This window comes from Streptomyces sp. NPDC050422, assembly GCF_044458665.1.
Lineage (GTDB): Bacteria > Actinomycetota > Actinomycetes > Streptomycetales > Streptomycetaceae > Streptomyces.
This window is the reverse complement of sequence record NZ_JBITIE010000035.1, coordinates 24,989-46,295: the sequence shown is the minus strand read 5'-3', so window position 1 is coordinate 46,295 and position 21,307 is coordinate 24,989. Positions and strand designations below refer to the sequence as shown.

The 21,307-nt window shown below is 73.5% G+C and carries 20 protein-coding genes; 13 read left to right on the top strand and 7 right to left on the bottom strand.

The genetic code is table 11. The features are described from left to right. Positions 1–111: 111 nt before the first annotated feature. Positions 112–1,362 carry an aminotransferase class I/II-fold pyridoxal phosphate-dependent enzyme gene (locus ACIBJG_RS36505; RefSeq protein WP_399314342.1) on the top strand — a complete coding sequence of 417 codons (1,251 nt, stop codon included), beginning with the start codon at positions 112–114 and terminating at the stop codon, positions 1,360–1,362. 37 nt (positions 1,363–1,399) lie between these two features. After that, on the top strand, positions 1,400–2,464 hold the full coding sequence (locus tag ACIBJG_RS36500; protein ID WP_399314340.1) for an MBL fold metallo-hydrolase: 1,065 nt from the start codon (positions 1,400–1,402) through the stop codon (positions 2,462–2,464). Between the two features lie 90 nt (positions 2,465–2,554). On the opposite strand, the gene ACIBJG_RS36495 is transcribed toward ACIBJG_RS36500, so the two are convergent. Continuing rightward, complete coding sequence (locus ACIBJG_RS36495) at positions 2,555–3,181, bottom strand: DedA family protein (protein ID WP_399314362.1); 627 nt, start codon at positions 3,179–3,181, stop codon at positions 2,555–2,557. Beyond that, a complete protein-coding gene (locus ACIBJG_RS36490; protein ID WP_399314339.1) occupies positions 3,181–3,963 on the bottom strand; it encodes an MBL fold metallo-hydrolase in 783 nt (260 codons plus the stop codon). The genes ACIBJG_RS36495 and ACIBJG_RS36490 overlap by 1 nt, the downstream gene beginning before the upstream one ends. Before the next feature lie 160 nt (positions 3,964–4,123). Between ACIBJG_RS36490 and ACIBJG_RS36485 the strand changes: the two genes are divergently transcribed. The 7 genes from ACIBJG_RS36485 to ACIBJG_RS36455 all read left to right on the top strand — a co-directional run bounded on the left by ACIBJG_RS36485 (position 4,124) and on the right by ACIBJG_RS36455 (position 13,838). Beyond that, the gene (locus tag ACIBJG_RS36485) at positions 4,124–4,528 is read left to right on the top strand and encodes a hypothetical protein (RefSeq protein ID WP_399314337.1); all 405 of its coding nucleotides are present in this window, start codon (positions 4,124–4,126) and stop codon (positions 4,526–4,528) included. A gap of 104 nt (positions 4,529–4,632) precedes the next feature. Next, positions 4,633–6,708, top strand: coding sequence for an alkaline phosphatase family protein (locus tag ACIBJG_RS36480; protein WP_399314334.1), 2,076 nt, complete (start codon positions 4,633–4,635; stop codon positions 6,706–6,708). Positions 6,709–6,762: 54 nt separating this feature from the next. Next, positions 6,763–8,856, top strand: a complete 2,094-nt coding sequence (gene ligA / locus ACIBJG_RS36475) for an NAD-dependent DNA ligase LigA (protein ID WP_399314332.1) — start codon at positions 6,763–6,765, stop codon at positions 8,854–8,856. 246 nt (positions 8,857–9,102) lie between these two features. Further along, positions 9,103–9,942, top strand: coding sequence for a rod shape-determining protein (locus ACIBJG_RS36470; RefSeq protein ID WP_399314330.1), 840 nt, complete (start codon positions 9,103–9,105; stop codon positions 9,940–9,942). Then, on the top strand, positions 9,939–10,598 hold the full coding sequence (locus tag ACIBJG_RS36465) for a hypothetical protein (protein WP_399314328.1): 660 nt from the start codon (positions 9,939–9,941) through the stop codon (positions 10,596–10,598). Before ACIBJG_RS36470 ends, ACIBJG_RS36465 begins: the two co-directional genes overlap by 4 nt. Positions 10,599–10,654: 56 nt before the next feature. Further along, on the top strand, positions 10,655–12,934 hold the full coding sequence (secD, locus tag ACIBJG_RS36460) for a protein translocase subunit SecD (protein ID WP_399314327.1): 2,280 nt from the start codon (positions 10,655–10,657) through the stop codon (positions 12,932–12,934). Between the two features lie 160 nt (positions 12,935–13,094). Continuing rightward, entirely contained in the window at positions 13,095–13,838 is a 744-nt protein-coding gene (locus ACIBJG_RS36455; protein ID WP_399314360.1) for a YoaK family protein, read from the top strand. Here ACIBJG_RS36455 and ACIBJG_RS36450 read toward each other — a convergent pair. Beyond that, entirely contained in the window at positions 13,828–14,637 is an 810-nt protein-coding gene (locus ACIBJG_RS36450) for a helix-turn-helix domain-containing protein (RefSeq protein WP_399314325.1), read from the bottom strand. The two genes, ACIBJG_RS36455 and ACIBJG_RS36450, sit on opposite strands and share 11 nt — an antisense overlap. 59 nt (positions 14,638–14,696) lie before the next feature. Between ACIBJG_RS36450 and ACIBJG_RS36445 the strand changes: the two genes are divergently transcribed. After that, on the top strand, positions 14,697–15,002 hold the full coding sequence (locus ACIBJG_RS36445) for a 4a-hydroxytetrahydrobiopterin dehydratase (RefSeq protein WP_399314322.1): 306 nt from the start codon (positions 14,697–14,699) through the stop codon (positions 15,000–15,002). Between the two features lie 15 nt (positions 15,003–15,017). Here the strand turns inward: ACIBJG_RS36445 and ACIBJG_RS36440 are convergent, their stop codons facing one another. Beyond that, positions 15,018–15,980, bottom strand: a complete 963-nt coding sequence (locus ACIBJG_RS36440) for a LysR family transcriptional regulator (RefSeq protein WP_399314320.1) — start codon at positions 15,978–15,980, stop codon at positions 15,018–15,020. Between the two features lie 88 nt (positions 15,981–16,068). Here ACIBJG_RS36440 and ACIBJG_RS36435 point away from each other — a divergent pair, with 88 nt between their 5' ends. Next, positions 16,069–16,809 (top strand): class I SAM-dependent methyltransferase, encoded by a 741-nt coding sequence (locus ACIBJG_RS36435; protein ID WP_399314318.1) that lies wholly within the window; start codon positions 16,069–16,071, stop codon positions 16,807–16,809. A gap of 19 nt (positions 16,810–16,828) precedes the next feature. Here the strand turns inward: ACIBJG_RS36435 and ACIBJG_RS36430 are convergent, their stop codons facing one another. Then, on the bottom strand, positions 16,829–17,695 hold the full coding sequence (locus tag ACIBJG_RS36430) for an NmrA family transcriptional regulator (RefSeq protein WP_399314316.1): 867 nt from the start codon (positions 17,693–17,695) through the stop codon (positions 16,829–16,831). An 81-nt stretch (positions 17,696–17,776) separates the two neighbouring features. Here ACIBJG_RS36430 and ACIBJG_RS36425 point away from each other — a divergent pair, with 81 nt between their 5' ends. Beyond that, positions 17,777–18,721 carry an AraC family transcriptional regulator gene (locus ACIBJG_RS36425; RefSeq protein WP_399314314.1) on the top strand — a complete coding sequence of 315 codons (945 nt, stop codon included), beginning with the start codon at positions 17,777–17,779 and terminating at the stop codon, positions 18,719–18,721. A 47-nt stretch (positions 18,722–18,768) separates the two neighbouring features. After that, positions 18,769–19,713: a class I SAM-dependent methyltransferase gene (locus ACIBJG_RS36420; RefSeq protein ID WP_399314312.1), complete on the top strand. Its 945-nt coding sequence runs from the start codon at positions 18,769–18,771 to the stop codon at positions 19,711–19,713. A 10-nt stretch (positions 19,714–19,723) separates the two neighbouring features. On the opposite strand, the gene ACIBJG_RS36415 is transcribed toward ACIBJG_RS36420, so the two are convergent. Then, positions 19,724–20,206, bottom strand: a complete 483-nt coding sequence (locus tag ACIBJG_RS36415; protein WP_399314310.1) for an RICIN domain-containing protein — start codon at positions 20,204–20,206, stop codon at positions 19,724–19,726. 188 nt (positions 20,207–20,394) lie between these two features. Beyond that, a complete protein-coding gene (locus ACIBJG_RS36410) occupies positions 20,395–21,231 on the bottom strand; it encodes an aldo/keto reductase (protein WP_399314309.1) in 837 nt (278 codons plus the stop codon). Between the last annotated feature and the right edge of the window lie 76 nt (positions 21,232–21,307).

Here is a 21,307-nt window from a genome sequence, read left to right as displayed (position 1 = left end):
GGCGGCCCTACGGCCCCCGGGACGGCTTCGCGGTAGCGCAGGCGCCCCGCTCCATTCCCTCGTATAAAGGGCCCGAGAGCCAGTGACCGAGCGGCGGCGAAGGAGGCCCGGATGGGCCGGGAGCGGACCGGACGTCAGGGGCGCGGCACGCCCGGGGTCCGGGAGGACCGCGGGCCCGTACGGTACGGACCGCCCGCGCCGGGCCCCGGACTGCCGGTCCTGCCCGAGCTGGCCGAGGTGCTGGCGGCTGCGGCGGGCGGCGGCGAACCCGAACCGGCCGGCGGCTCGGCGGACCTGCGCGAGGCGGCCCGCGCCTACTGGGACCGGCGCGGACTGCATGGCGGTCCCGAGCACATCGCCGCCGCACCCGGAACCTCCCCGCTGGTGCTCGCCCTGATCGCCGCGCACGGCGGCGACGTACTCGTGCCGCGCCCCTGCCCCGCCTCCTGGATCCCGCAGGCCCGGCTGCTGGGCAGGCCCGCCTACCAGGTGCCCACCCCCGCCGAGTGCGGCGGCGTGCCCGATCCGTACGCGCTGCTGGAGACCGTGCGCCGGGTGCGCGCCGAGGGCGGCAGACCGCGGCTGCTGCTGATCTCGGTGGTGGACGACCCCACCGCCACGGTCGCCCCGCCGGAACTGGTGCGTGAGGCGTGCGAGGCGGCCGTCGCCGAGGGGCTGCACATCGTCAGCGACGAGACGTGGCGCGACACCCTGCACCGGCCGCACGACACGGTGCTGCTCAGCCCGGCCGAGATGTGCCCCGACGACGTGACGGTCGTCTCCGACCTGGCGGGCGCGCTGACCCCGGCGGCCTGGCCGGTCGCCGTCGCCCGGTTCCCGGACACCCGGCGGTCGGCGGTGCGCCACGCCCGTACGCTCGACATCCTCACCGCACTCGGCGCCCTCGTCGCGGGCCCGGTCGCGGCGGCCGCCGCGCACGCCCTGCGCGAACCCGACGCCGTCACCGAACGTGTCCGCAGGGCCGCGGCCCTCCAGGCCCGGGTCGCCGCGGAGGCCCACCGGGCGGTCCTTGCCTCCGGTGCGCTGGCCAGACCCCCGCAGGCGGGCCGCCACCTGTACGCGGACCTCGGCCCGCTCCGCTCGCAGCTCGCCGCCCGCGGGGTCACGGACTCGCTGGAACTCGAGGAGTACCTGACGGACCGGCTGGGCGCCCCGGTGCCCGGCGGCCACCGCTTCGGCGACGAACTGGGCGCACTGCGGGTGCGGCTGGGCACCGGATCGCTGCTCGGGTCGACCGCACAGCAGCAGACGGAGTCCCTCACCGCGGCCGAACCTCTCGAATTGCCGCATGTCGCGGCAGCGCTGAGCATGTTCCGGGCAGCCCTCGACGAACTCCGCTGACGCGCTGCGCCGACGCTCTTGGAGACGGGAGTCCTCGATGACGGACCAGACAGAGCGCTCCCTCACCCGGGCCCCGCGCCCCGTGACCTGCGGCGAGGTGGTCGCCCCGCGCCCCCTCGGAGAGGTGCGGTCCTGGCCCGGCAGCTTCGCCGACCGGCTCACCGCGCCCCTCCCCGGCGTGACGGGCATGTCCCGGCTGGCCCGTGAACACTCCATCCGGCCCAACGCCGAGGGACTGCGCGGCATCCACCGGCTGCCGTACGCCCCCGTGCCGCTGCCCGCCACCCCGGCCGGAACCACCTGCGTCACCTGGGCCGGGCACGCCAGCTGGATCATCCGCACCGGCGGACTGACCGTGCTCGCCGACCCCGTCTGGTCCCGCCGCATCCTCGGCACCCCGGCCCGGATCACCCCCGTCGGCGTCCGCTGGGAGGACCTCCCACGCGTCGACGCCGTCGTCATCAGCCACAACCACTACGACCACCTCGACGCGCCCACCCTGCGCCGGCTGCCCCGGCACACCCCGCTGTTCGTCCCGGCCGGGCTCGGCCGCTGGTGCCGCCGCCGCGGCTTCGGCTGCGTCACCGAGCTCGACTGGTGGGAGACGGCACAACTGGACGGTGTCCGCTTCGACTTCGTTCCCTCGCACCACTGGTCCAAGCGCACCCTCACCGACACCTGCCGCTCCCTCTGGGGCGGCTGGGTGATCGAGGACACCGCCGGCCCCGGCCGGGGACAGCGGATCTACTTTGCCGGGGACACCGGCTACGGCCACTGGTTCACGGAGATCGGCCGCCGCCACCCCGGCATCGACCTCGCGCTGCTCCCGATCGGGGCGTACGAGCCGCGCTGGTGGCTCGCCGACGTGCACGCCGACCCTGAGGAGGCCGTGCAGGCGTACGAGGATCTCGGAGCCCGCGCCATGGCGCCCATGCACTGGGCGACGTTCCTGCTCTCCGCGGAGCCCGTACTCGAACCGCTCACCCGGCTGCGCACCGCCTGGCGACGGGCCGGCCATCCGCGCGAGCGGCTCTGGGACCTGCCGATCGGTGGCTCGCGCATCCTCGACCGGGCGAGTGAACCGCGTACGGTCAGCGGCTGACCGGGACCCCGGCGGTCACCGGCCGGACCACGCCCGCAGCCGGTGCCACACCCGGGTGCCCCGCTGATCAGCAGCGTCAGGCCCGGGCGGTCACCGGCCGGACCATGCCCGCAGCCGGTGCCACACCGCCGGCGCCCCGCTGATCAGCAGTGTCAGGCCGACCGCCGCCACCACGCCCTGCCACGGCTCCGGGAACAGCGATCCGCCGAGGATCCCGATCAGCTGATACGTGGCGGCCCAGGCCAGACAGGCCGGCACATCGCCCCGGGCGAACCGCCTGAGCGGCATCCGGCCCAGCAGGCACGCCAGCATCACCGGGATCCGCCCTGCAGGCACCAGCCGGGAGAGCACCAGCACCATCGCCCCGTGCTCGTCGAGCTTGTGCTGCGCCTGCGCGAGCCGCTCCGGCGCGGCCCGGTCGCTGATAGCCCGCAGCCACTTGGAACCGTTCTTCGACCGCACCCCGCGCTGCCCCAGCCAGTACAGGCAGATGTCCCCGAGGAACGCGGCGGCCGAGGCCACCACGAAGACGATCAGAAGCGCGAACGGCGACGACTGGTGGAACGCAACCACGGCCGCCGAGCTCACCAGCGCCCCCGTCGGCACCACCGGCACCAGGGCGCCCAGCGCCACCAGCAGGAACAGTGAGGGGTAGCCGACGGCCTGCTGCGTCGACTCCGGAGGCAGCTGCGTCGTCTGCCTGAGGAACTCGTGTATCACCCGGTGGCTCCCGGCCGCACGTGCTCGCCGTGGCCCAGCCGGTGCACCGCCACCTGGGGCGCCCGCAGCGCCGCCTGGCGGACGAACTCGTCACCCGGCGAGTGGAACTCGTGCGGCCGGATCCCGTCCATCCCGATGGGCCAGTACGTGCCGTAGTGCACCGGCACCGCCGCGCGCGGCGCGATCCGGGCCAGCGCCTCGGCGGCGCGGGCCGCGTCGAGATGGCTGTGACCCAGATACGGTCCCCAGCCGCCGACGGGCAGCAGGGCCACGTCCACCGGACCGACCGCGTGCGCCATGTCGTCGAAGAGCCCGGTGTCCCCGGCGAAGTACGTGCGCGCCTCGCCCTCCACGACGTATCCGAGCGCGGGGGAGCGGTGCGGGCCGACCGGGAGGCGCCGCCCGTCGTGCAGCGCCGGCACGGCCCTGATGCGTACCGCGCCGACGCGCACCTCGTCGCCCGCCGCCACCTCGGTGATCCGCAGCCCGCGCATCCTGCGCAGCACCCGGAGCCCCGGCACCGCCCGGACCGCGCCCAGCGGGACGACCAGCCGGGCGCCCGGGGCGATACGGGCCAGGGACGGCAGATGCAGATGGTCGGAGTGCAGATGGGAGATCAGCACGACGTCGGCGACCGCGGCCGCCGGGCCGGGCAGTGCACCGCGACGCCGCCGCAGATGCGCGAAGCGCCGTACGAAGAGGGGATCGGTCAGGACCCGCACCCCGGAGTCCTCGATCGTGCAGGTGGCATGACCCCACCAGGTGATCTCCACCGGCACGTGCCGCCTCCTGCTCGTAGGACCTGCCGACGAGCCTACGGGGCGGACGGCACCTCAGAGACTGCCGGGCGCGCCCGTGCGCCCCCTTCCCGCCCTGAGTGCGCCTTCTGGTGCGCGAATCCGGCCGGTAGGGTCGGGGAACGCCTAGCAGGGGACGGTCATGGGGGACGTACGGGTGGCGGCCATCGCCAGTCTCACGCCGCTGGAGGAACTCGACAGCGATCCGTTCCTCGTGGACACCCGCAGCCAGCACGCGATGTGCGCCCGCTGGGCCGCCGACCGGGGCTACGTCGTCACCCGGCAGCTGCGCTTCTACGGACTGCGCCCCGACCACCAGGCGCTCTGGGCCGACATCGAAGGGGGCGAGGTCGAACTCTTCGTCGCCCCCACCGACCGGGTGCTCGCCCGCGCCGTCGCCTCGGTACCGCAGTTCGCCGCAGAGTGCGAGCGACGCGGCGTACGCCTGGAGATCGCCGATCTCGACGAACCGCGGTACAGCGCCCGTACGAAAGCCGGCGTGCACCGCAGGCTCTCCATGCCGACCGCCGGATACGACGGCTGCTGAGCGCCGGACCGCACCCGCGGACGGCCTCGCGGGCCGCCGCCCCCGCTGTGAAAGGCTGGGGCGGGGTCCGGAACGGCGGGACCCGGACGTGAGGTGGCGGCGGCGTGGGTGACGGGCGATGGCGAACAGCCGGCAGCGCCCTGATGCGAGTGATCGTGGTGTGGGCGGTATCGACCCTCACCTTGCTGGTGCTCGCCGGAATTCTGCCGGACTTCCAGCTCCAGTCGGACGACGGCGACAGCGTGACCAAGACCGCGTTCACCGCGGCCTGGGGCGCGGGCGCGTTCGGTCTGCTCTCGGCACTGGTCTGGCCGGTGCTCGTACGGGCCCTGCTCATCGTGCCGGCCCTCGTCCTCGGCATGCTGGTCTTCTTCCTCAACGGCTCGCTGCTCCTGATCGCGCTTCGGCTCATCCCGGACGGGCGCGGCGCCGCCGCCCCGGAGACGGCCGTCGTCGTCGCGGCCGTCATGTCCGCCGTCGCCTCCGCGACCTCCACGGCCCTCGCCGTCCGTGACGACAACGCCTACCGCCGCAGGCTCTCGCGCCTGGCCCAACGGCGCCGCCGCCGCAGCGGCACGCGCGGTACGGACGGCGAGGTGCCGCCCGGCACCGTCTTCATCCAGCTCGACGGCGTCGGCCACGACGTCCTCGCGCAGGCCGCCGCCGAAGGCCTCATGCCGACCGTCGCACACTGGCTGGCAGACACCGAGGGCCACCGGCTCACCCCGTGGCGCACGGACTGGTCCAGCCAGACCGGTGCCAGCCAGCTCGGCATCCTGCACGGCAGCAACCACGACGTCCCCGCCTTCCGCTGGTACGAGAAGGAGACCGGCGACGTGATGGTCTCCAGCAGACCGGCGAGTGCGCTCGAACTCCAGCGCCGCGCCATCGTGCGCACCCGCGACGGCGGACTGCTCACCCTCGACGGCGCCAGCCGCGGCAACCTCTTCAGCGGCGGCGCCGACCAGCTCGCCCTCGTCCTGTCGATGGCCGCCCGGCGGGGCAAGGGCCGTCGCTCCAGGGCCGGATACTTCGCCTACTTCTCCGACCCCGCCAACGCCGTCCGTACCGCGCTCTCCTTCGTCGCAGAGGTCGGACGCGAGATCGGACAGTCGACCCTGGCCCGGGTCCGCAAGGAGACACCCCGGATCAAGCGCGGCGGGCTCTACCCCTTCATCCGGGCCTTCGCGACCGTCGTCGAACGCGATGTGGTGGTCTCCGCCGTCATCGGGGACATGTTCGGCGGACGGACCGCCGTCTACGCCGACCTCGTCGCCTACGACGAGGTGGCCCACCACTCGGGTCCGCGCAGCCGGGACGCCGAGAAGGTCCTCGCCCGGCTGGACCGCTCGCTCGCCCTGATCGTCAAGGTCGCCGAACACACTCCGCGCGACTACCGCATCGTGCTCCTGTCCGATCACGGACAGAGCCCCGGGGAGACCTTCGCCGGGACGTACGGGCTGACGCTCAAGGACCTGGTGCGGGCGGGCAGCGGCCTCCCGGTGCCGCGCAGGGCCCAGCGCACCCGGAGCGGATCCGAGGCACGCGACGCGGTCCGGATCGCGCTCCACCGCCCGGTCGCCGAGGGCGAGGAAATGCAGGTGGCGAAGGCCTCCGACCCGGTCGTCCTGGCCTCCGGCAACCTCGGACTCATCTCCTTCCCCGACATCGACGGCCGCGCCTCGCAGGAACAGCTCGACCGTCGCCACCCCGCCCTGCTCGGCACGCTCGCCAACCACCCCGGCATCGGTTTCCTGCTCGTCCGCAGCGAGAGCGACGGATCGGTGGTGCTGGGGCGGGACGGCGCGCGGATCCCCGTGGCGGAACTGAAGGACGGGCAGGGACCGCTGGCCCCCTTCGGCCCGGGCGCGGCCGACGCCATCCGGCGTACCGACACCTTCCCGCACGTCGCCGATGTGATGGTCAACTCGATGTACGACCCCGAGGCCGGCACGGTGCACGCCTTCGAGGAACAGATCGGCTCCCATGGCGGGCTGGGCGGGGAGCAGGCCCGGCCGTTCCTGCTGTCGCCGCGCGGCATGACGGACCCGCTGGACGCGGCCGCCGCCGAAGGCGGTGAACGGGGGGCCGAACTGGTCGGCGCGGAAGCCGTGCACCGGGTCCTGAGGTACTGGTTGCGCGAGGTCTCTGGACCGCAGGTGCCGGTGGAGCGCGACTGACGCCGTCCGGCTGCCGACCAGGGCGTTGTCAGTGGTGGACGGCAGGATGGGGGCATGACGAACTCAGCTGTTGTGCTCGCCGATACCGCCGCCTACGCCGCCGCGGTCGAAGAAGCGTCGCAGGCCGCCGCCGCGTACTACGCCACGGGCGAGAGCGTGCTCGACGACGACGCGTACGACCGGCTGGCGCGCGGGATCGCCGCATACGAGCAGGACCACCCGCAGGACGTGCTGGCCGAGTCGCCGACCGGAAAGGTCGCCGGTGGCGTCGCGGTCGGGGACGTACCGCACACCGTCCCGATGCTCTCCCTGGACAACGTCTTCTCGGCCGAGCAGTTCGCCACCTGGACCGCCTCGCTGGAGCGCAGGATCGGCCGGCCGGTCGCCGCCTGGAGCGTCGAGCCGAAGCTCGACGGCCTCGCGGTCGCGGCCCGTTACCGCGCCGGCCGGCTGGAGCAGCTGATCACGCGGGGCGACGGCACAGCGGGCGAGGACGTCTCGCACGCGATCGGCACCGTCGTCGGCCTGCCCCGGCAGCTCACCGAGCCGGTCACCATCGAGATGCGCGGCGAGATCCTGATGACGGCCGAGCAGTTCGAGCAGGCCAACACGCTGCGCACCGAACACGGCGGCGCGCCCTTCGCCAACGCGCGCAACGGCGCGGCAGGCACCCTGCGCGCCAAGGACCGCCCTTACACGGTGGAGATGACGTTCTTCGCGTACGGCGTCCTGGCGCTGCCCGAATCGGGGGAACTCACCGCCAAGCTGGCCGAACTGCCCCACAGCGAGACCCTCGGATACGCGGCGGAGCTCGGTGTGCACACCGCGGCGGACACGGAGGTCGCGCCGCGCACCGTCACCACCGTCGAGGACGTCCAGGCTCGGGTCGAGGAAGTCGCGGCGCTGCGCGCCTCGTTGCCCTTCGGCATCGACGGCATCGTCATCAAGGCGGACCTCGCCGCCGACCAGCGCGACGCGGGCTCAGGCACCCGGGCACCGCGCTGGGCCATCGCGTACAAGCTGCCGGCCGTCGAGAAGGTCACCCGCCTGCTCGGCGTCGAGTGGAACGTGGGCCGTACCGGCATCATCGCGCCGCGCGCCGTGCTGGAGCCAGTCGAGATCGACGGATCGACCGTCGGTTACGCCACCCTGCACAACCCGGCCGACATCACCCGCCGCGACCTGCGGATCGGCGACCACGTGATGGTCTACAAGGCGGGCGACATCATCCCCCGCATCGAGGCCCCCGTCGCCCACCTGCGGACCGGTGACGAGCGGCCGGTCGTCTTCCCCGAGGCGTGTCCGCAGTGCGGTTCCGAGATCGACGCCAGCGAGCAGCGCTGGCGCTGCGTCCGGGGCCGCGACTGCCGCCTGGTGGCCTCCATCTCGTACGCGGCGGGGCGCGACCAGCTCGACATCGAGGGCCTCGGCGCGACCCGGGTGGTCCAGCTCGTCGACGCCGGACTGGTCGCGGACTTCGCCGATCTGTTCACCCTGGAGCGCGAGCAGTTGCTCGCCCTGGAGCGCATGGGCGAGACCAGCACCGACAACCTGCTGGCCGCGATCGACGCGGCACGCGCACAGCCGCTCTCCCGGGTCTTCTGCGCCCTGGGGGTGCGTGGCACCGGGCGTTCCATGTCCCGGCGGATCGCCCGCTACTTCGCGGACATGGACCGGATCAGAGCCGCTGACGTCGAGACGCTCCAGCGGGTGGACGGCATCGGCAAGGAGAAGGCCGCCGGCGTCGTCGCGGAGCTGGTGGAGCTCGCCCCGCTCATCGAGAAGCTCGTCGCCGCCGGGCTCACCATGACCGAACCGGGCGCGACGCCGCCGCCGGAGCCGGGCGAGGAGGACGACGCGGCGGCCGGGGGCGAGGGCGGAGACGGGAAGCCGCTGGACGGGATGACCGTGGTGGTCACCGGAGCGATGACAGGGGCCCTGGAGAAGCTCTCGCGCAACCAGATGAACGAGCTGATCGAGCGTGCAGGCGGGAAGTCCTCCTCCAGCGTCTCCAAGCGCACGACCCTCCTGGTGGCCGGCGAGAAGGCGGGCTCCAAGCGCACCAAGGCGGAGGACCTGGGCGTGCGGATCGCCGAGCCGGAGGAGTTCGCCGAACTGATCGCGGAGTTCCTGCCGTCCGAGGTGTGACGGCGTGGCCGCCGGACGCGCGGGTCGTCCGGCGGCCACGGACCCCGTCGCCCGCGGGTGTGTCTCGGGGACGCGGAACCGCTTCTGCCCGGCGCAAGGTTCCCCTGCTCCACGGAGTCCTTCGATGTGGTGGGGGAGTGGCTTTCTTTGCCTCCCTATTGCATAGTGATGGTTCGGCCATGCCTCGCTATCAGCGGGTCACTGGGTGTGTGAACGGCCGCGGTAGCGTGCCGGGGGTGAGGGGCGATGCGTTCTTTGCGCGACGGACAGCCACAGGCTCGCTCCGTTCACCGGCAGCACCGCCCGCATCCGCAGCACCGGGGTCTCACCCGCGGACTCGCACTCGACCTCGGCAGTTCGCGAACGCGCGCCTGGATTCCCGGCCAGGGTGTCGTCGCGGACACCGGATCCGACCCGGCCGGTGACTACGGGCACGGCGGCCGTCCGGTCCGGCGCGGACGCATCGTCGACGCGGATTCCTGCGGCCGGATGCTCGGCCGCATCGCCGACACGGCCCTGGGCGCCGACCGCAGCGACACGGTGATCGTCCTCAGCCACCCCGTCCTCGCCGGATCCGGACACCGCGCCGCCGCGCGGGACCTCCTCACCGCGCTCGGCCCGTCGAGCGTCATCGTCCTGGACAGTGCCAGGGCCGCGGCGGCCTGCGCCGGACCGCAGGACGGCGGCCCGCTCCTCGTCGTCGACATCGGTGCCGAGCTGACCGAGGCGACCCTCCTCGTCGACGGGAGGGTCCGCGACGCCCGCCTGGCCGAGACGGGGACCAGCGACCTGGAGCCCGGCGAGGCACCCACCCTCGTCGTCCGCGCCGTCCTGGACATGGTCATGGGGATGTGGCACCAGGACCGGCACGGCGCGCTGCTCGGAGCCCTGCGCAGGGGCCCGTTGCTCGCCGGAGGCGGTGCGCTGCGCCCGGACATCACCAACCGGATCGCGCTCCGCCTCGGCGCCCCCGTCCTGCTCACGGACGACCCGGCGACCACGGTCGTGCGCGGAGCCGGACTGATCCTCAGCTCCGTGCTCCGCCACGCCTCGGCCGCACCGGCCCTGCCCGGCCGATCGGGGTGACCCCCCTCCCGGGGCCGCCCCTGGGGAACGCGCCTCCCGGGAGCAGGCAGGACGGCCCGGCGGACCACGGACGCACGGCGGCGGCACGGCGGTTCCTCGCCGCGCTGCTCCTCGCCGTCCTCGCCGTCGCGGGCGGCGCACCCGCCGCTGCCGGAGCCGGTCTCCCGGCCCGCTCGTCGGGCGGTCCGGCGCCCACCGCCGAAGGCCCGGCCGGGATCAGGCCGGCCGGCCCCCCTGCCGGCCGCTCCCTCCGCACGGACCGCACCGTGCGCACCCACACCCACCCGGGCGGCCGGGCACCGGGCGACCGCGATGCCCGCGACGCTCTCCGTCGCGCCGGTGCGGTCACCGCAGCAGGCGTCCATCGCTCCGGGCCGGTCACGGCACCCCACCCGTGGGCCGCCGCGGAGCATCCCCGTACCCCGCAGCACCTGCCTCCGCCCGGTCCCGGCACCCTGCCACCGCTCCCGCCCGGAATCCCGGCCCCACACCCCGTCCCCGGTTCCGCGCCCGCCGCACCCACCGCGGCCGGCGACCGATTCCGCGCCGCGCTTCCCGGCGTGCGCGGACCTCCGAGGGCTGCCGTCCACCGGCCCGGGGACCTGCCACCGGCGGTCCCGAACCTCATCACCGCTGTGCCGTTCCCGCCGTCCTAGCGCCCCTCGGGGCGACCGGGGAGGTGCGGCGCGGCCACCCCTCGGAGGAAACACGCATGACCCGCGCCACCATGGTGCGGGCGGTTCTGGCTGCGGCCGTACTGCTCGTCTCCGTGCTCATCACGCTGACCATGTCCCCCAGACTCGGCCTGGATCTCCAGGGCGGCACCCGCATGGTGCTCCAGGCCAAGGACTCCGACACCGCGAAGGCCGACCGGGAGAGCACCGATCGCACCCTTGAGGTGCTGCGCAAGCGCATCGACTCGCTCGGCGTCACCGAGCCGACCCTGACCCGTTCCGGCGAGGACCGGATCATCGTCGAACTCCCGGACGTCCAGGACCCGCGAAAGGCCGCCGACGTCATCGGCAAGACCGCCCAGCTCACCTTCCACGCGGTACAGGGCCCCGGTTCCCCGTCCGGCGACGGACTCGCCCTCCCCGACGAGGAGGGCCGCACCCTCGCGCTCGGCCCCGCCGCGATCTCGGGCGCAGGGGTCAAGGAGGCATCCGCCGCGTTCGACGCCCAGCAGGGTGCGGGATGGACCGTCTCCCTCGGCTTCCACAAGGACGCCGGCCGGGACTGGACCCGGCTGACGGGGGAAGCGGCCTGCCACCCCGTCCAGGACGAGCGGCGCCGCGTCGCCATCGTCCTCGACCAGAAGGTGATCTCCTCGCCGCAGGTCTCCCCGTCCGTCGCCTGCAACACCGGACTGCCCTCCGGATCCACCCAGATCACCGGCTCCTTCAGCGCCGACGAGGCCCGTGAACTCGCCCTGCTGATCCAGGGCGGAGCCCTGCCCGTACCCGTCGAGATCGTCGAGCAGCGGACGGTCGGCCCGACGCTCGGCGCCGACGCGATCGACGCCAGCGCCCGCGCCGCGCTCATCGGCGCCGCGGCCACGGCTCTGTTCATCACCGTCATCTACCGGCTCTTCGGCGCCCTCGCCGCCGTGGCCCTCGGCGCCTACGGGGTGATCTCGTACGCCGCACTGGTCGCGCTCGGCGTCACCCTCACCCTGCCCGGACTCGCCGGGTTCGTCCTGGCCATCGGGATGGCGGTCGACGCGAACGTGCTGGTCTTCGAACGGGCCAGAGAGGAATACGCGCTCCGCCCGGGCAAGTCCCTGCGCTCCTCGCTCACCGCCGGGTTCCGCCACGCCTGGAGCGCCGTCGCCGACTCCAACGTCACGACGCTCATCGCGGCCGGCCTGCTCTTCTTCCTCGGCTCCGGCCCGGTCAAGGGCTTCGGCGTCACGCTCGGCATCGGCGTCCTCGCGTCGATGTTCTCCGCACTCGTCATCGCCCGCGCCCTCACCGAGACGGCAGCCCGATCCCGGTTCGTCAGCGACTACCGGGGCGTCAACGGCATCGCGAGCCCCGGCCGGGTACGCACCTGGATCGCCCGCCGCGACCCGCAGCTGATGCGCTCCCCCCGGCGCTGGCTGCTGATCTCCACCGTCCTGATCGCGGTCGCGGTGGCGGGCATCCTGGTGCGGGGCGTCAACCTGGGCGTCGAGTTCACCGGCGGCCGGCTCGTCGAGTACTCCACCAGCCGCCCCGTCGACGTGGAGAGCGCCCGCACCGCGCTGGCCGGCGCCGGCTTCGGCGACGCCGAGGTCACCACGGCGGGCGCCGGGGACATCTCGGTGCGCACCGGCGACCTCGACAACGACGGCGAACACGCCTTGCGCGCCGCCCTTGCCGAGGAGGGCGGCGAGACCACGAAGGTCCGCGACGAGCTCATCGGCCCCAGCCTGGGTGACGAACTGCGGCGCAACGCCCTGATCGCCCTGGCGATCGCCGTGCTCGTCCAGCTGGGCTACCTGGCGATCCGGTTCCGCTGGACGTTCGCCGTGGCCTCCGTCGGGGCGCTCGTCCACGACGTGATCATCCTCGTCGGGGCCTTCGCCTGGCTGGGGCGCACCGTCGACGGCATCTTCCTGGCGGCGCTCCTCACCGTCATCGGGTACTCCGTCAACGACTCGGTCGTGGTCTTCGACCGGGTCCGGGAGCTGTGGGCGAAGGCCCGCAAAAAGCCTCTCTCCGACGTGGCGAACCAGGCCGTCCTGCAGACCGTCCCCAGAACCGTCAACACCGGGATGGGAGCCCTGTTCATCCTCGTCGCGCTCGCGGTGCTGGGCGGCGACTCCCTCGCGGACTTCGCCCTCGCCCTGCTGATCGGCATCGTCGTCGGGACGTACTCGTCGGTCATGACCGCCGTCCCGGCCGCCCTCCTCCTGGAGCGCGGCAGCAAGGCGCCACCGCCCGCACCCGGCCCGCGCAAGAAGTCCGGGGCCGCACGCCGGGACCCGCTGGACAACGGGGCACGCGTGTAGAGCGCCTTCGTCGCCGGTACGGCCGGCTGCCTGCCCGTCGCCCCTGCGCCGTTCGAGCGGCACAGGGGCGACGCGCACGGGTCCGGGCATGCGGCAGCGGGCATGAAGGCACCATCCTGATCACCCAACCCGTGATCGGAGCGTGCCCGTGTCCATGCCCGTGCCCGTAGTGCTGCGTGAGGCATGGACCACCCTCGTGCCGGACATGAGCGACCGGCACGGACCGCTGCCGCCGTTGATGCTCGCCCTGACCGTCGTCACCGGGCTGGTCGACGCCGTCAGCTATCTGGAACTGGGCCGGGTCTTCGTCGCGAACATGACCGGCAACGTGGTCTTCGCCGGGTTCGCGTTCGCCGGAGCGCCCGGATTCTCGCTGGCCGCCTCGTTCGTCGCCCTCGGCGGGTTCGTGGCCGGGGCGATGACCGGGGGGCGGATCGTCCACCGGTCCCACGACCATCGCGGCCGCATGCTGCTGCACGCCCTGTGCGCGGAAACGGTGTGCGTCCTCGCGGCTCTGGTCGTCACGCTCTTCTCGGGCAGCCCGTACACCGGCGGCGTGCGCTTCACCCTCGTCGCGCTGCTCGCCCTGGGCCTCGGCCTGCAGAACGCCGTCGCCCGGGCGCTCGCCGTACCCGACCTCAAGACGACCGTGCTGACCCTGACCATCACCGGGATCGCCTCCGACGGCCGGCTCGCCGGGGGACCGGGCAGCAAGGCGGGCCGCCGGGTCCTCTCGGCGGCCGCGATGATGGCCGGAGCCCTCGTCGGGGCCGTCTGCGTCCTCCACGGGCATCCGGTCCTGCCGCTCCTGCTGACCGTGGTGATCCTCGGGGTGGTGTCCCTGGCCGCTTACGTCCTGGCCCGGGCCGAGGCCCCGTGGACCCGGCCCGTCGTCAACAAATGAGTGACCGCAGATACGCGGCGGTGGCCGCGTCGGCCGGCAGCAGCGTCTCGATGGCCAGCTCCGCGACCGTCACGTCCATCGGGGTGTTGAACGTGGCGATCGACGCGACGAAGGAGAGCAGCTGCCCGCTGTGCTCGATCACCAGGGGCAGGGCGAAGGGCACCGAGGACGAGGGCGCGGCCCGGTCCGCGTCGCCCGCCGCCTCAGCCGGTACGGGATAGCCCGCGACCTCCTCGTACAGCGCACGCAACTCCGCCGACCGGACCAGCGCGATCTGACGCTCCATCTGGGCCAGCAGATCGGCCCGCCACTCCCGCAGGTTGCGGATCCGCGGGGCCAGCCCCTCCGGATGCAGCGTGAGCCGCATCGCGTTCAGCGGAGGGGCGAGCAGATGCTCCGCCACCCCGTCCAGCATCCGGGTCATCCCCTGATTGGCCGCCACCACGGTGTACAGGCCGTCGACGACGAAGGCGGGATACGGGTCGTACCCCTGGAGCAGCCGGTCCATGCCCTCGCGCAGCGCGCCCATCGCCGGGTCGTCGAGGGCCGTCTCCGTGTAGCGCGGGGCGTAACCGGCGACCACCAGCAGGGCGTTGCGCTCCCGCACCGGCACGTCCAGATGGCCGGCCAGCCGCAGGACCATCTCCTCGCTGGGGCGGGAGCGGCCCGTCTCGATGAAGGAGATGTGCCGGGCCGAGGAGTCGGCGCGCAGCGCCAGCTCCAGCTGGCTGATCCGGCGTCGCTCCCGCCAGCTGCGCAGCAGCGGCCCTACCCCCGTGTCAAGCGCGACAGTTGTCATACCGAGACCGTAACGTCACCGGCATCGCCGCCCCACATTCCCCCAGGAGGAGCCACCGCATGCCCGCCGCACCGCTGCCCAAGGACGAGATCGAGAGCCGGCTGCGCGAACTGCCCGGCTGGACGCTGGAGGGGGACCGGATCAGCCGCACCTACCGGCTCCCGTCGCACTTCGCCGCCGCCGCACTCACGCTGCACGTCGCCCGGATCCAGGACGAGCTGAACCACCACTCCGACCTGACGCTCGGCTACAACACGGTCGCCCTGTCCGTGAACTCCCACGACGCCGGCGGAAAGGTCACCGAGAAGGACCTGGCCCTGGCCGCCAGGGTCGAGGCCGTCGCCCCAGGACACGGCGCGGAGTAGGGCCTGTCCGGCGCATCAGGACGCGGCACCGAAGCGGGGATGCGCGGCGAGCCAGCGCGTGTAGCTGTCGCTGCGCTCCACCGCCTGGGCGTACGCGGCCCGGGTGTGCCCGCTCACCGCTCCGGCCGCCGCCGCCGCGGCCGCGGACCGGGGGTGCCACCCCAGCAGATGGCGCCAGCTGAGCGGCGAGCCGGTCACGGGGCGGGTGACCAGGCCCGGCGTCGGCGGGAACGTCGCCCGGCACAGTCCGACCGCCCGCCCCACCTGCACCAGATGGACCACGGACGCGGTGTCCGTCTCGTACACCGACACCGGGCTGAATCCGGCCCGCGCACAGGCGGCCACGAAGCAGTCCGCGAAGCAGCCGTCGCCCGGCACGTCCGCCCAGCACTCGTCCGCCAGCGCGGAGAGCTCCAGCTCCGCCTCCCCGGCCAGCGGATGGGTCTCCGGCAGCATCACGAAGACCGGGTCGACCCCGATGACCTGCCACTCCAACCGGTCGGCGACCGGCGGCGGACTCTCGCCGCACGCCCCGATCAGCACGAAGTCCAGCCTGCCGTCCACCAGCTGGGCGGCCAGCTCGGCCACCGACCACGAGGTGTACGTGGAGACCGGCGCGGCCGGATGCGCCGTGGCGAGCCGGTCGACGAGCCCGCCGAGCAGCGGGCCGTGCGTGCCGCCCAGCCGGAACCGTTCCATCGCGCCCCAGGCGTTGGCGAACCGCACCGCCTCCTCCTGGAGCTCGCTGACGGCCGGCAGCACCACCCGCGCACGCTCCAGTACCAGTTCGCCCAGGAGCGTCGGCCGCGCACCCGTGTGGTCCCGGTCGAACAACGGCCCGCCCAGCGCCTTCTCGATCCGCCGCAGCTGTGCGCTCAAGGCAGGCTGGGCGAGGCCGAGAGCGGCGGCGGCCTTGGTGAGACTTCCGGTGTCGGCGATGGCACGTACGGTTCGCAGATGGCGCAACTCCAGCTCCATAGCCGCAAGTTATGGCCCCGGTGGCCCACCGGCAATACGGGCGCCGCTTCCACGCCGCCGGCCGCCGCCGTGTCGTACAGTCGGCCGGATGCTGAATTACGACGACGAGGCCGCCACCTACGACGCCACACGCGGTGGCGTGCCGCGGGCGGAGGCCGCCGCCGCTGCGGTGCTCGGCCTGGTCCCGCCCGCCGCCCGCACCCTGCTGGACATCGGCTGCGGCACGGGGCTGGTCACCGAGCGGATCGCCGCCGGCCGCCCCGGCCTTCGGGTGTTCGGCTCCGACGCCGCCCCCGGCATGGCCCGCGTCGCCGGACAGCGCGTCGGTGGCGTGGTCCTCGCCGACGCGCGCCGGCTGCCGCTGCCCGACGCGGCGGTCGACGCGGTGACGGCCGTCTGGCTGCTGCACCTGCTGCGCGAGGAGGGCGCCGTGCGTACGGTAGTGGCCCAGGCGGCCCGGGTACTGCGGCCCGGCGGCGTGTTCGTGACCACTGCGGACAAGGACGCGGGACACGATGTGGGCAGCGACATCGACGAGGCGTTCGCCCCGTATCAGGCGCTCGGCCCGTCCGACGGGACGGAGCGGATCATCGAGTACGGCGCCGCGCACGGCCTCGACGTGGTGGGCAGTGCGGTGTTCCGCGGCCACGGACAGGGCCGTACCCCGCTGAGCGCCGCACACGGGGTGCGGCGCGGCTACTACGCGTCACGTCTCGCCCTGCCCGGGGCGGCGGCCGAACAGCTCGCCCAGGTCCTGAGCGCGCTGCCCGAGCCCGACCGCCGCCGCGCGGACCCGCAGTACCGGCTGCTGGCGTTCCGCCGCCGGTAGGGCGGCCCTCACGCAGCGACTACGCGTCCCAGGCGCCGTCCCGCGCCGCCTCGGCGGCGAAGACGGCGAACGGCTTCGGGTCGCGGCCCAGCGCCTGCTTCACCCCGTCGGTCACCGCCGCGTTGTGCCCGTCCAGCAGGAACGTGAACAGCCCGGCCAGGAAGCCGGCTTCGGCCTCCGGAACACCGTACTGCGTCAGCATCGCCGCGTACTGAGGGCCCGTCACCGCGACGTAGCGCACCTCGCGCCCCGTCGCCCCGGCGAGCTCGGCGGCCGCCTCGGCGAACGTCAGAGCCCGGGGACCGGTCAGTTCGTGGACCGTGCCCGCGCCGCCGTCCCCGCAGAGCGCCGCGACCACCACATCGGCCAGGTCGTCGACGTCCACGAACGGCTCGGCGCTCCCGCCCGCCGGGAACACCACCTCGCCGCCGAGCACCCCGTCGATCAGGGCCCCCTCGCTGAAGTTCTGCGCGAAGAACGCCGAGCGCACCACCGTGAGTTCGGCATCACCCGCCGCCGCTCGCAGCGCCTCCTCCGCCACCACGGCCTGCGGCTCGCCCCGCCCCGAGAGCAGCACCAGCCGCCGCACCCCGCACCGTCGGGAGATCTCCCCGAAGGCGGCCATCGCCTCCGGGGCGCCGGGCGCCGCCAGATCCGGGTAGTACGCGACGTACGCCGAGTCCGCACCGCTCAGCGCGGCCTCCCACCTCGACGGATCGGTCCAGTCGAAGGCGATCTCGCCGCTGCGCGATCCGGCACGCACCGGCACGCCGCGCGCCGCCAGCCGGTCGACCACCCGGCGGCCCGTCTTGCCCGTCCCGCTCGTCACCAGCACCGGGCGCGCGTCGGGGAATTCCTGCTTCTGGTTCTCCGTGTTCCGTGTCATGGCCCAAGACTCTCCGCCCTGCCCCGCCCGCTCCATCCCCGAGCCGCTCAGCTCCCTACGCGTGCGTCTACGCTGCCTCGCATGGACGTACTCGCCGGACTGCTGGACGGGCCGCGGGCCCGGGGCGCCTTTCTGCTGCGGATGGTGATGGAACCGCCCTGGTCCGTACGGATCGAGGACCGGGCCCCGCTCTGCCTGATGTCCGTGACCGCCGGCGAGGCGTGGATCGTTCCCGCCGGAGGAAGCGCACCCGTGCTGCTGCGTCCCGGAGACCTGGCTGTCGCGCGCGGTCCGGAGCCGTACACCGTCGCGGACCTGCCGGGCACCGAACCGCAGGCACGCATCGGCCCCGGCGGCACCTGCACCACTTTGCGCGGGGAGCCGTTGTCCCAGTCCATGGACCTGGGCGTACGGACCTGGGGCAACGCACCGGACGGGTCGGCGACCGTGCTCGTCGGCACGTACCTGCTGGACGGCGAGATCGGTGGACGGCTCCTCGACGCGCTGCCCCCGCTGATCGTCCTGCCCTCCGGCGGCCGGAGCAGACCGTTGCCGGCGCTGCTCGACGAGGAGATCGCGCGGGACGAGCCGGGGCAGAGCGTGGTGCTGGACCGGTTGCTGGACCTGCTCCTGATCGACGCCCTGCGCACCTGGTTCTCCCGGCCGGGCGCGGAGGCTCCTGCCTGGTACCGGGCCATGGGCGACCCCGTCGTCGGACAGGCGCTGAGGCTGCTCCAGGACGAACCCGCCCACCCCTGGACGGTGGCGGCGCTGGCCGGCCGGACCGGGGTCTCCCGGGCCGGGCTCGCCCGGCGCTTCACCGAGCTGGTGGGCGAGCCCCCGATGGCTTATCTGACCGGCTGGCGGCTCGCCGTCGCGGCGGATCTGCTGCGGGAGACGGACGCGACGGTCGAGGCGGTGGCCCACCAGGTGGGCTACAGCCAGGCGTTCGCGTTCAGCACCGCCTTCAAACGGGTCCGCGGGGTGAGCCCGCACGAGTACCGCAAGGGAAGCGGCTTGCCGTAACAGCAACAAAGTTTGCCTGCTGGTCGAGGTGTGGTGAGGCTGTTCCCATGAGCAACCACAGCGGGCACGGTCACCACCACGACGGCAACCACGGGCACGAGCACGGGCACGGCGGTGCGCACGGTGCGCACGGGAACCACCAGGACCCCTTCGACCTCGACTGGGACGTCATGGGCCCGCTGCTGGAGCAGAACGCCGAACTCAGCAGCGAGCAGTACACGGAGGCGGCCCGCTGGATCGCCGGTCTGCCCGACGCCCCGAAGGTGCGCCGGGTCCTGGACATCGGCAGTGGCCCCGGCGTGATCTCCTGCCTGCTCGCCGAGTCGTTCCCCGAGGCGGAGGTCGTCGCCGTCGACGGCACCCCGGCCCTCCTGGAGCGCACCCGTGACCGTGCGCAGCGGCTCGGGCTCGGAGACCGGGTCACCACCCTGCACGCCGAGATTCCGGACGGTCTCGCCGGCCTGGGGCGGGCGGATCTGGTGTGGGCGGGCAACACGCTGCACCACATGGGCGACCAGCGTGCCGTGCTGGCGGGCTTCGCCGCGCTGCTGAACCCGGGCGGCACCGTCGCGCTCGTCGAGGGCGGACTGCAGCCGCGCCAGCTCCCGCGCGACCTCGGCTTCGGCCGGCCCGGTCTGGAGGCCCGGATGGAGGCGGCGCACGCCGAGGCGTTCGAGGAGATGCGCGCGGGCCTGCCCGACGCCCGGCGGGAGAACGAGGACTGGGCCGCCCTGTTCACCGCTGTGGGCCTCGCCCCGCAGGGCACCCGCAGTTTCCTGCTCGACCTGCCCGCACCCCTCGGCGACGTGGCACGCGATCACGTCATCGCCGAGTTCACCCGCCGCCGCGACGGGCTGGGCGACCGGCTCGGCGCCGAGGACGTCGCGGTGCTCGACCGGCTGCTCGACCCCGAGGACCCGGCCGGACTGCACCGGCGCCGCGATACCTACCTGCTGATGGGCCGTACGGTCCATCTGGGCCGCCGCGCCTGAGCGCGACGTCTCAGGAAGTGCCGGACACCGGCTCCAGCCGCCACCACTGGCCGGGGGAGTCGGTGTCTTCCCACTGCTGGACGGACGCCCCCTTCGCCGTGCTTCCGTCGGCGACCTCCAGGACCAGTCCGCTGACGAAGCTCACCAGCGTCACCGTGCCCGGCGCCTCCAGGTGCCGTTCGACCAGCCACTCCTGGGCGCCGAAGTTGTTCGCCCGCCACTGTTGGATCACGGCTCCGTTCTCTGTGGAGGCGCCGCGTACGTCCAGCCGTTTGCCGCTGTGGGCGTTGACCACGTGGTGCAGGGCTGCGCCCTCGTGGACAGGCGTGAACTCCCAGTGCTGGGCGGCCGATCCGTCGGCGGCCTCCTCGTTCTGCTGCACCGGTGCGCCGCCGCCCTTCGCGGCGTCCCGCACCTCCAGCACCAGCCCGCTGCCCACGTTGCGCAGCCGGTACAGACCCGCCCCGACGACGGGCGCGGTGTCCCCGGTCATGTCCGGTCCCTCCCTAGGACGCGTACGGCTTGCGTGGTTTAGGCGGCTCGTACGGCGAAACCGCCGCCCGGCTCCGGGCCGGACGGCGGTCACATGTCTGTCAGCGGCGGTATGTCACGCCATGCGCACCAGCGTTGAACTGCCCACCGGTGTTGAACCACGCACCGGTGTTGAACTACGACGCTGAACTACGCACCGGCGTTGAACTCACCCGGGTTCGGGCCGAGCCGCTTGCCCTCGTCCAGCGCCGCGAACGCGGCCAGGTCGTCGGCGTCCAGTTCGAAGTCGAACACGTCGATGTTCTCCGCGATCCGCGACGGCGTCACGGACTTGGGGATCACCACGTTGCCCGTCTGGAGGTGCCAGCGGAGCACCGCCTGGGCGGGGGTGCGGCCGTGCTTCTGCGCGACCGCGACGACCGTCGGGACCTCCAGGAGGCCCTTGCCCGAACCCAGCGGGGACCAGGCCTCGGTCGCGATGCCGTGCCGGGCGTGCAGCGCGCGCGACTCGGCCTGCTGGAGCTGCGGGTGCAGCTCGATCTGGTTCAGCGCCGGCACCACGGAGGTCTCGCCCAGCAGGCGCTCCAGGTGCTCGGGGAGGAAGTTCGAGACACCGATGGCCTTCGCGCGGCCGTCGGCGTAGATCTTCTCGAACGCCCGGTACGTGTCGACGTACGCGTCCTTGGCCGGCACCGGCCAGTGGATCAGGTACAGGTCGACGTAGTCGAGGCCCAGCTTGTCGAGGGAGGCATCGAAGGCGCGCAGCGTCGCGTCGTACCCCTGATCCGAGTTCCACAGCTTCGTCGTGACGAAGAGCTCCTCGCGGGCGACACCGGAGGCCGCGAGCGCCTTTCCGGTGCCCACCTCGTTCTGGTAGATCGCGGCGGTGTCGATGCTGCGGTACCCGGACTCGATGGCTGTGGCGACCGCTGCCGTGGCCTCGTCGTCCGGCACCTGCCAGACTCCGAAACCGAGCTGCGGCATCTCGACGCCGTTGTTGAGAGTGAGGGAGGGGACCTGGCTCACGAGCGGTCGATCCTAACGTTGTGGAGTGGGACTCCCAGGGAGAACGATCAGCACGGCCCGCACATTCCCGTCCGCG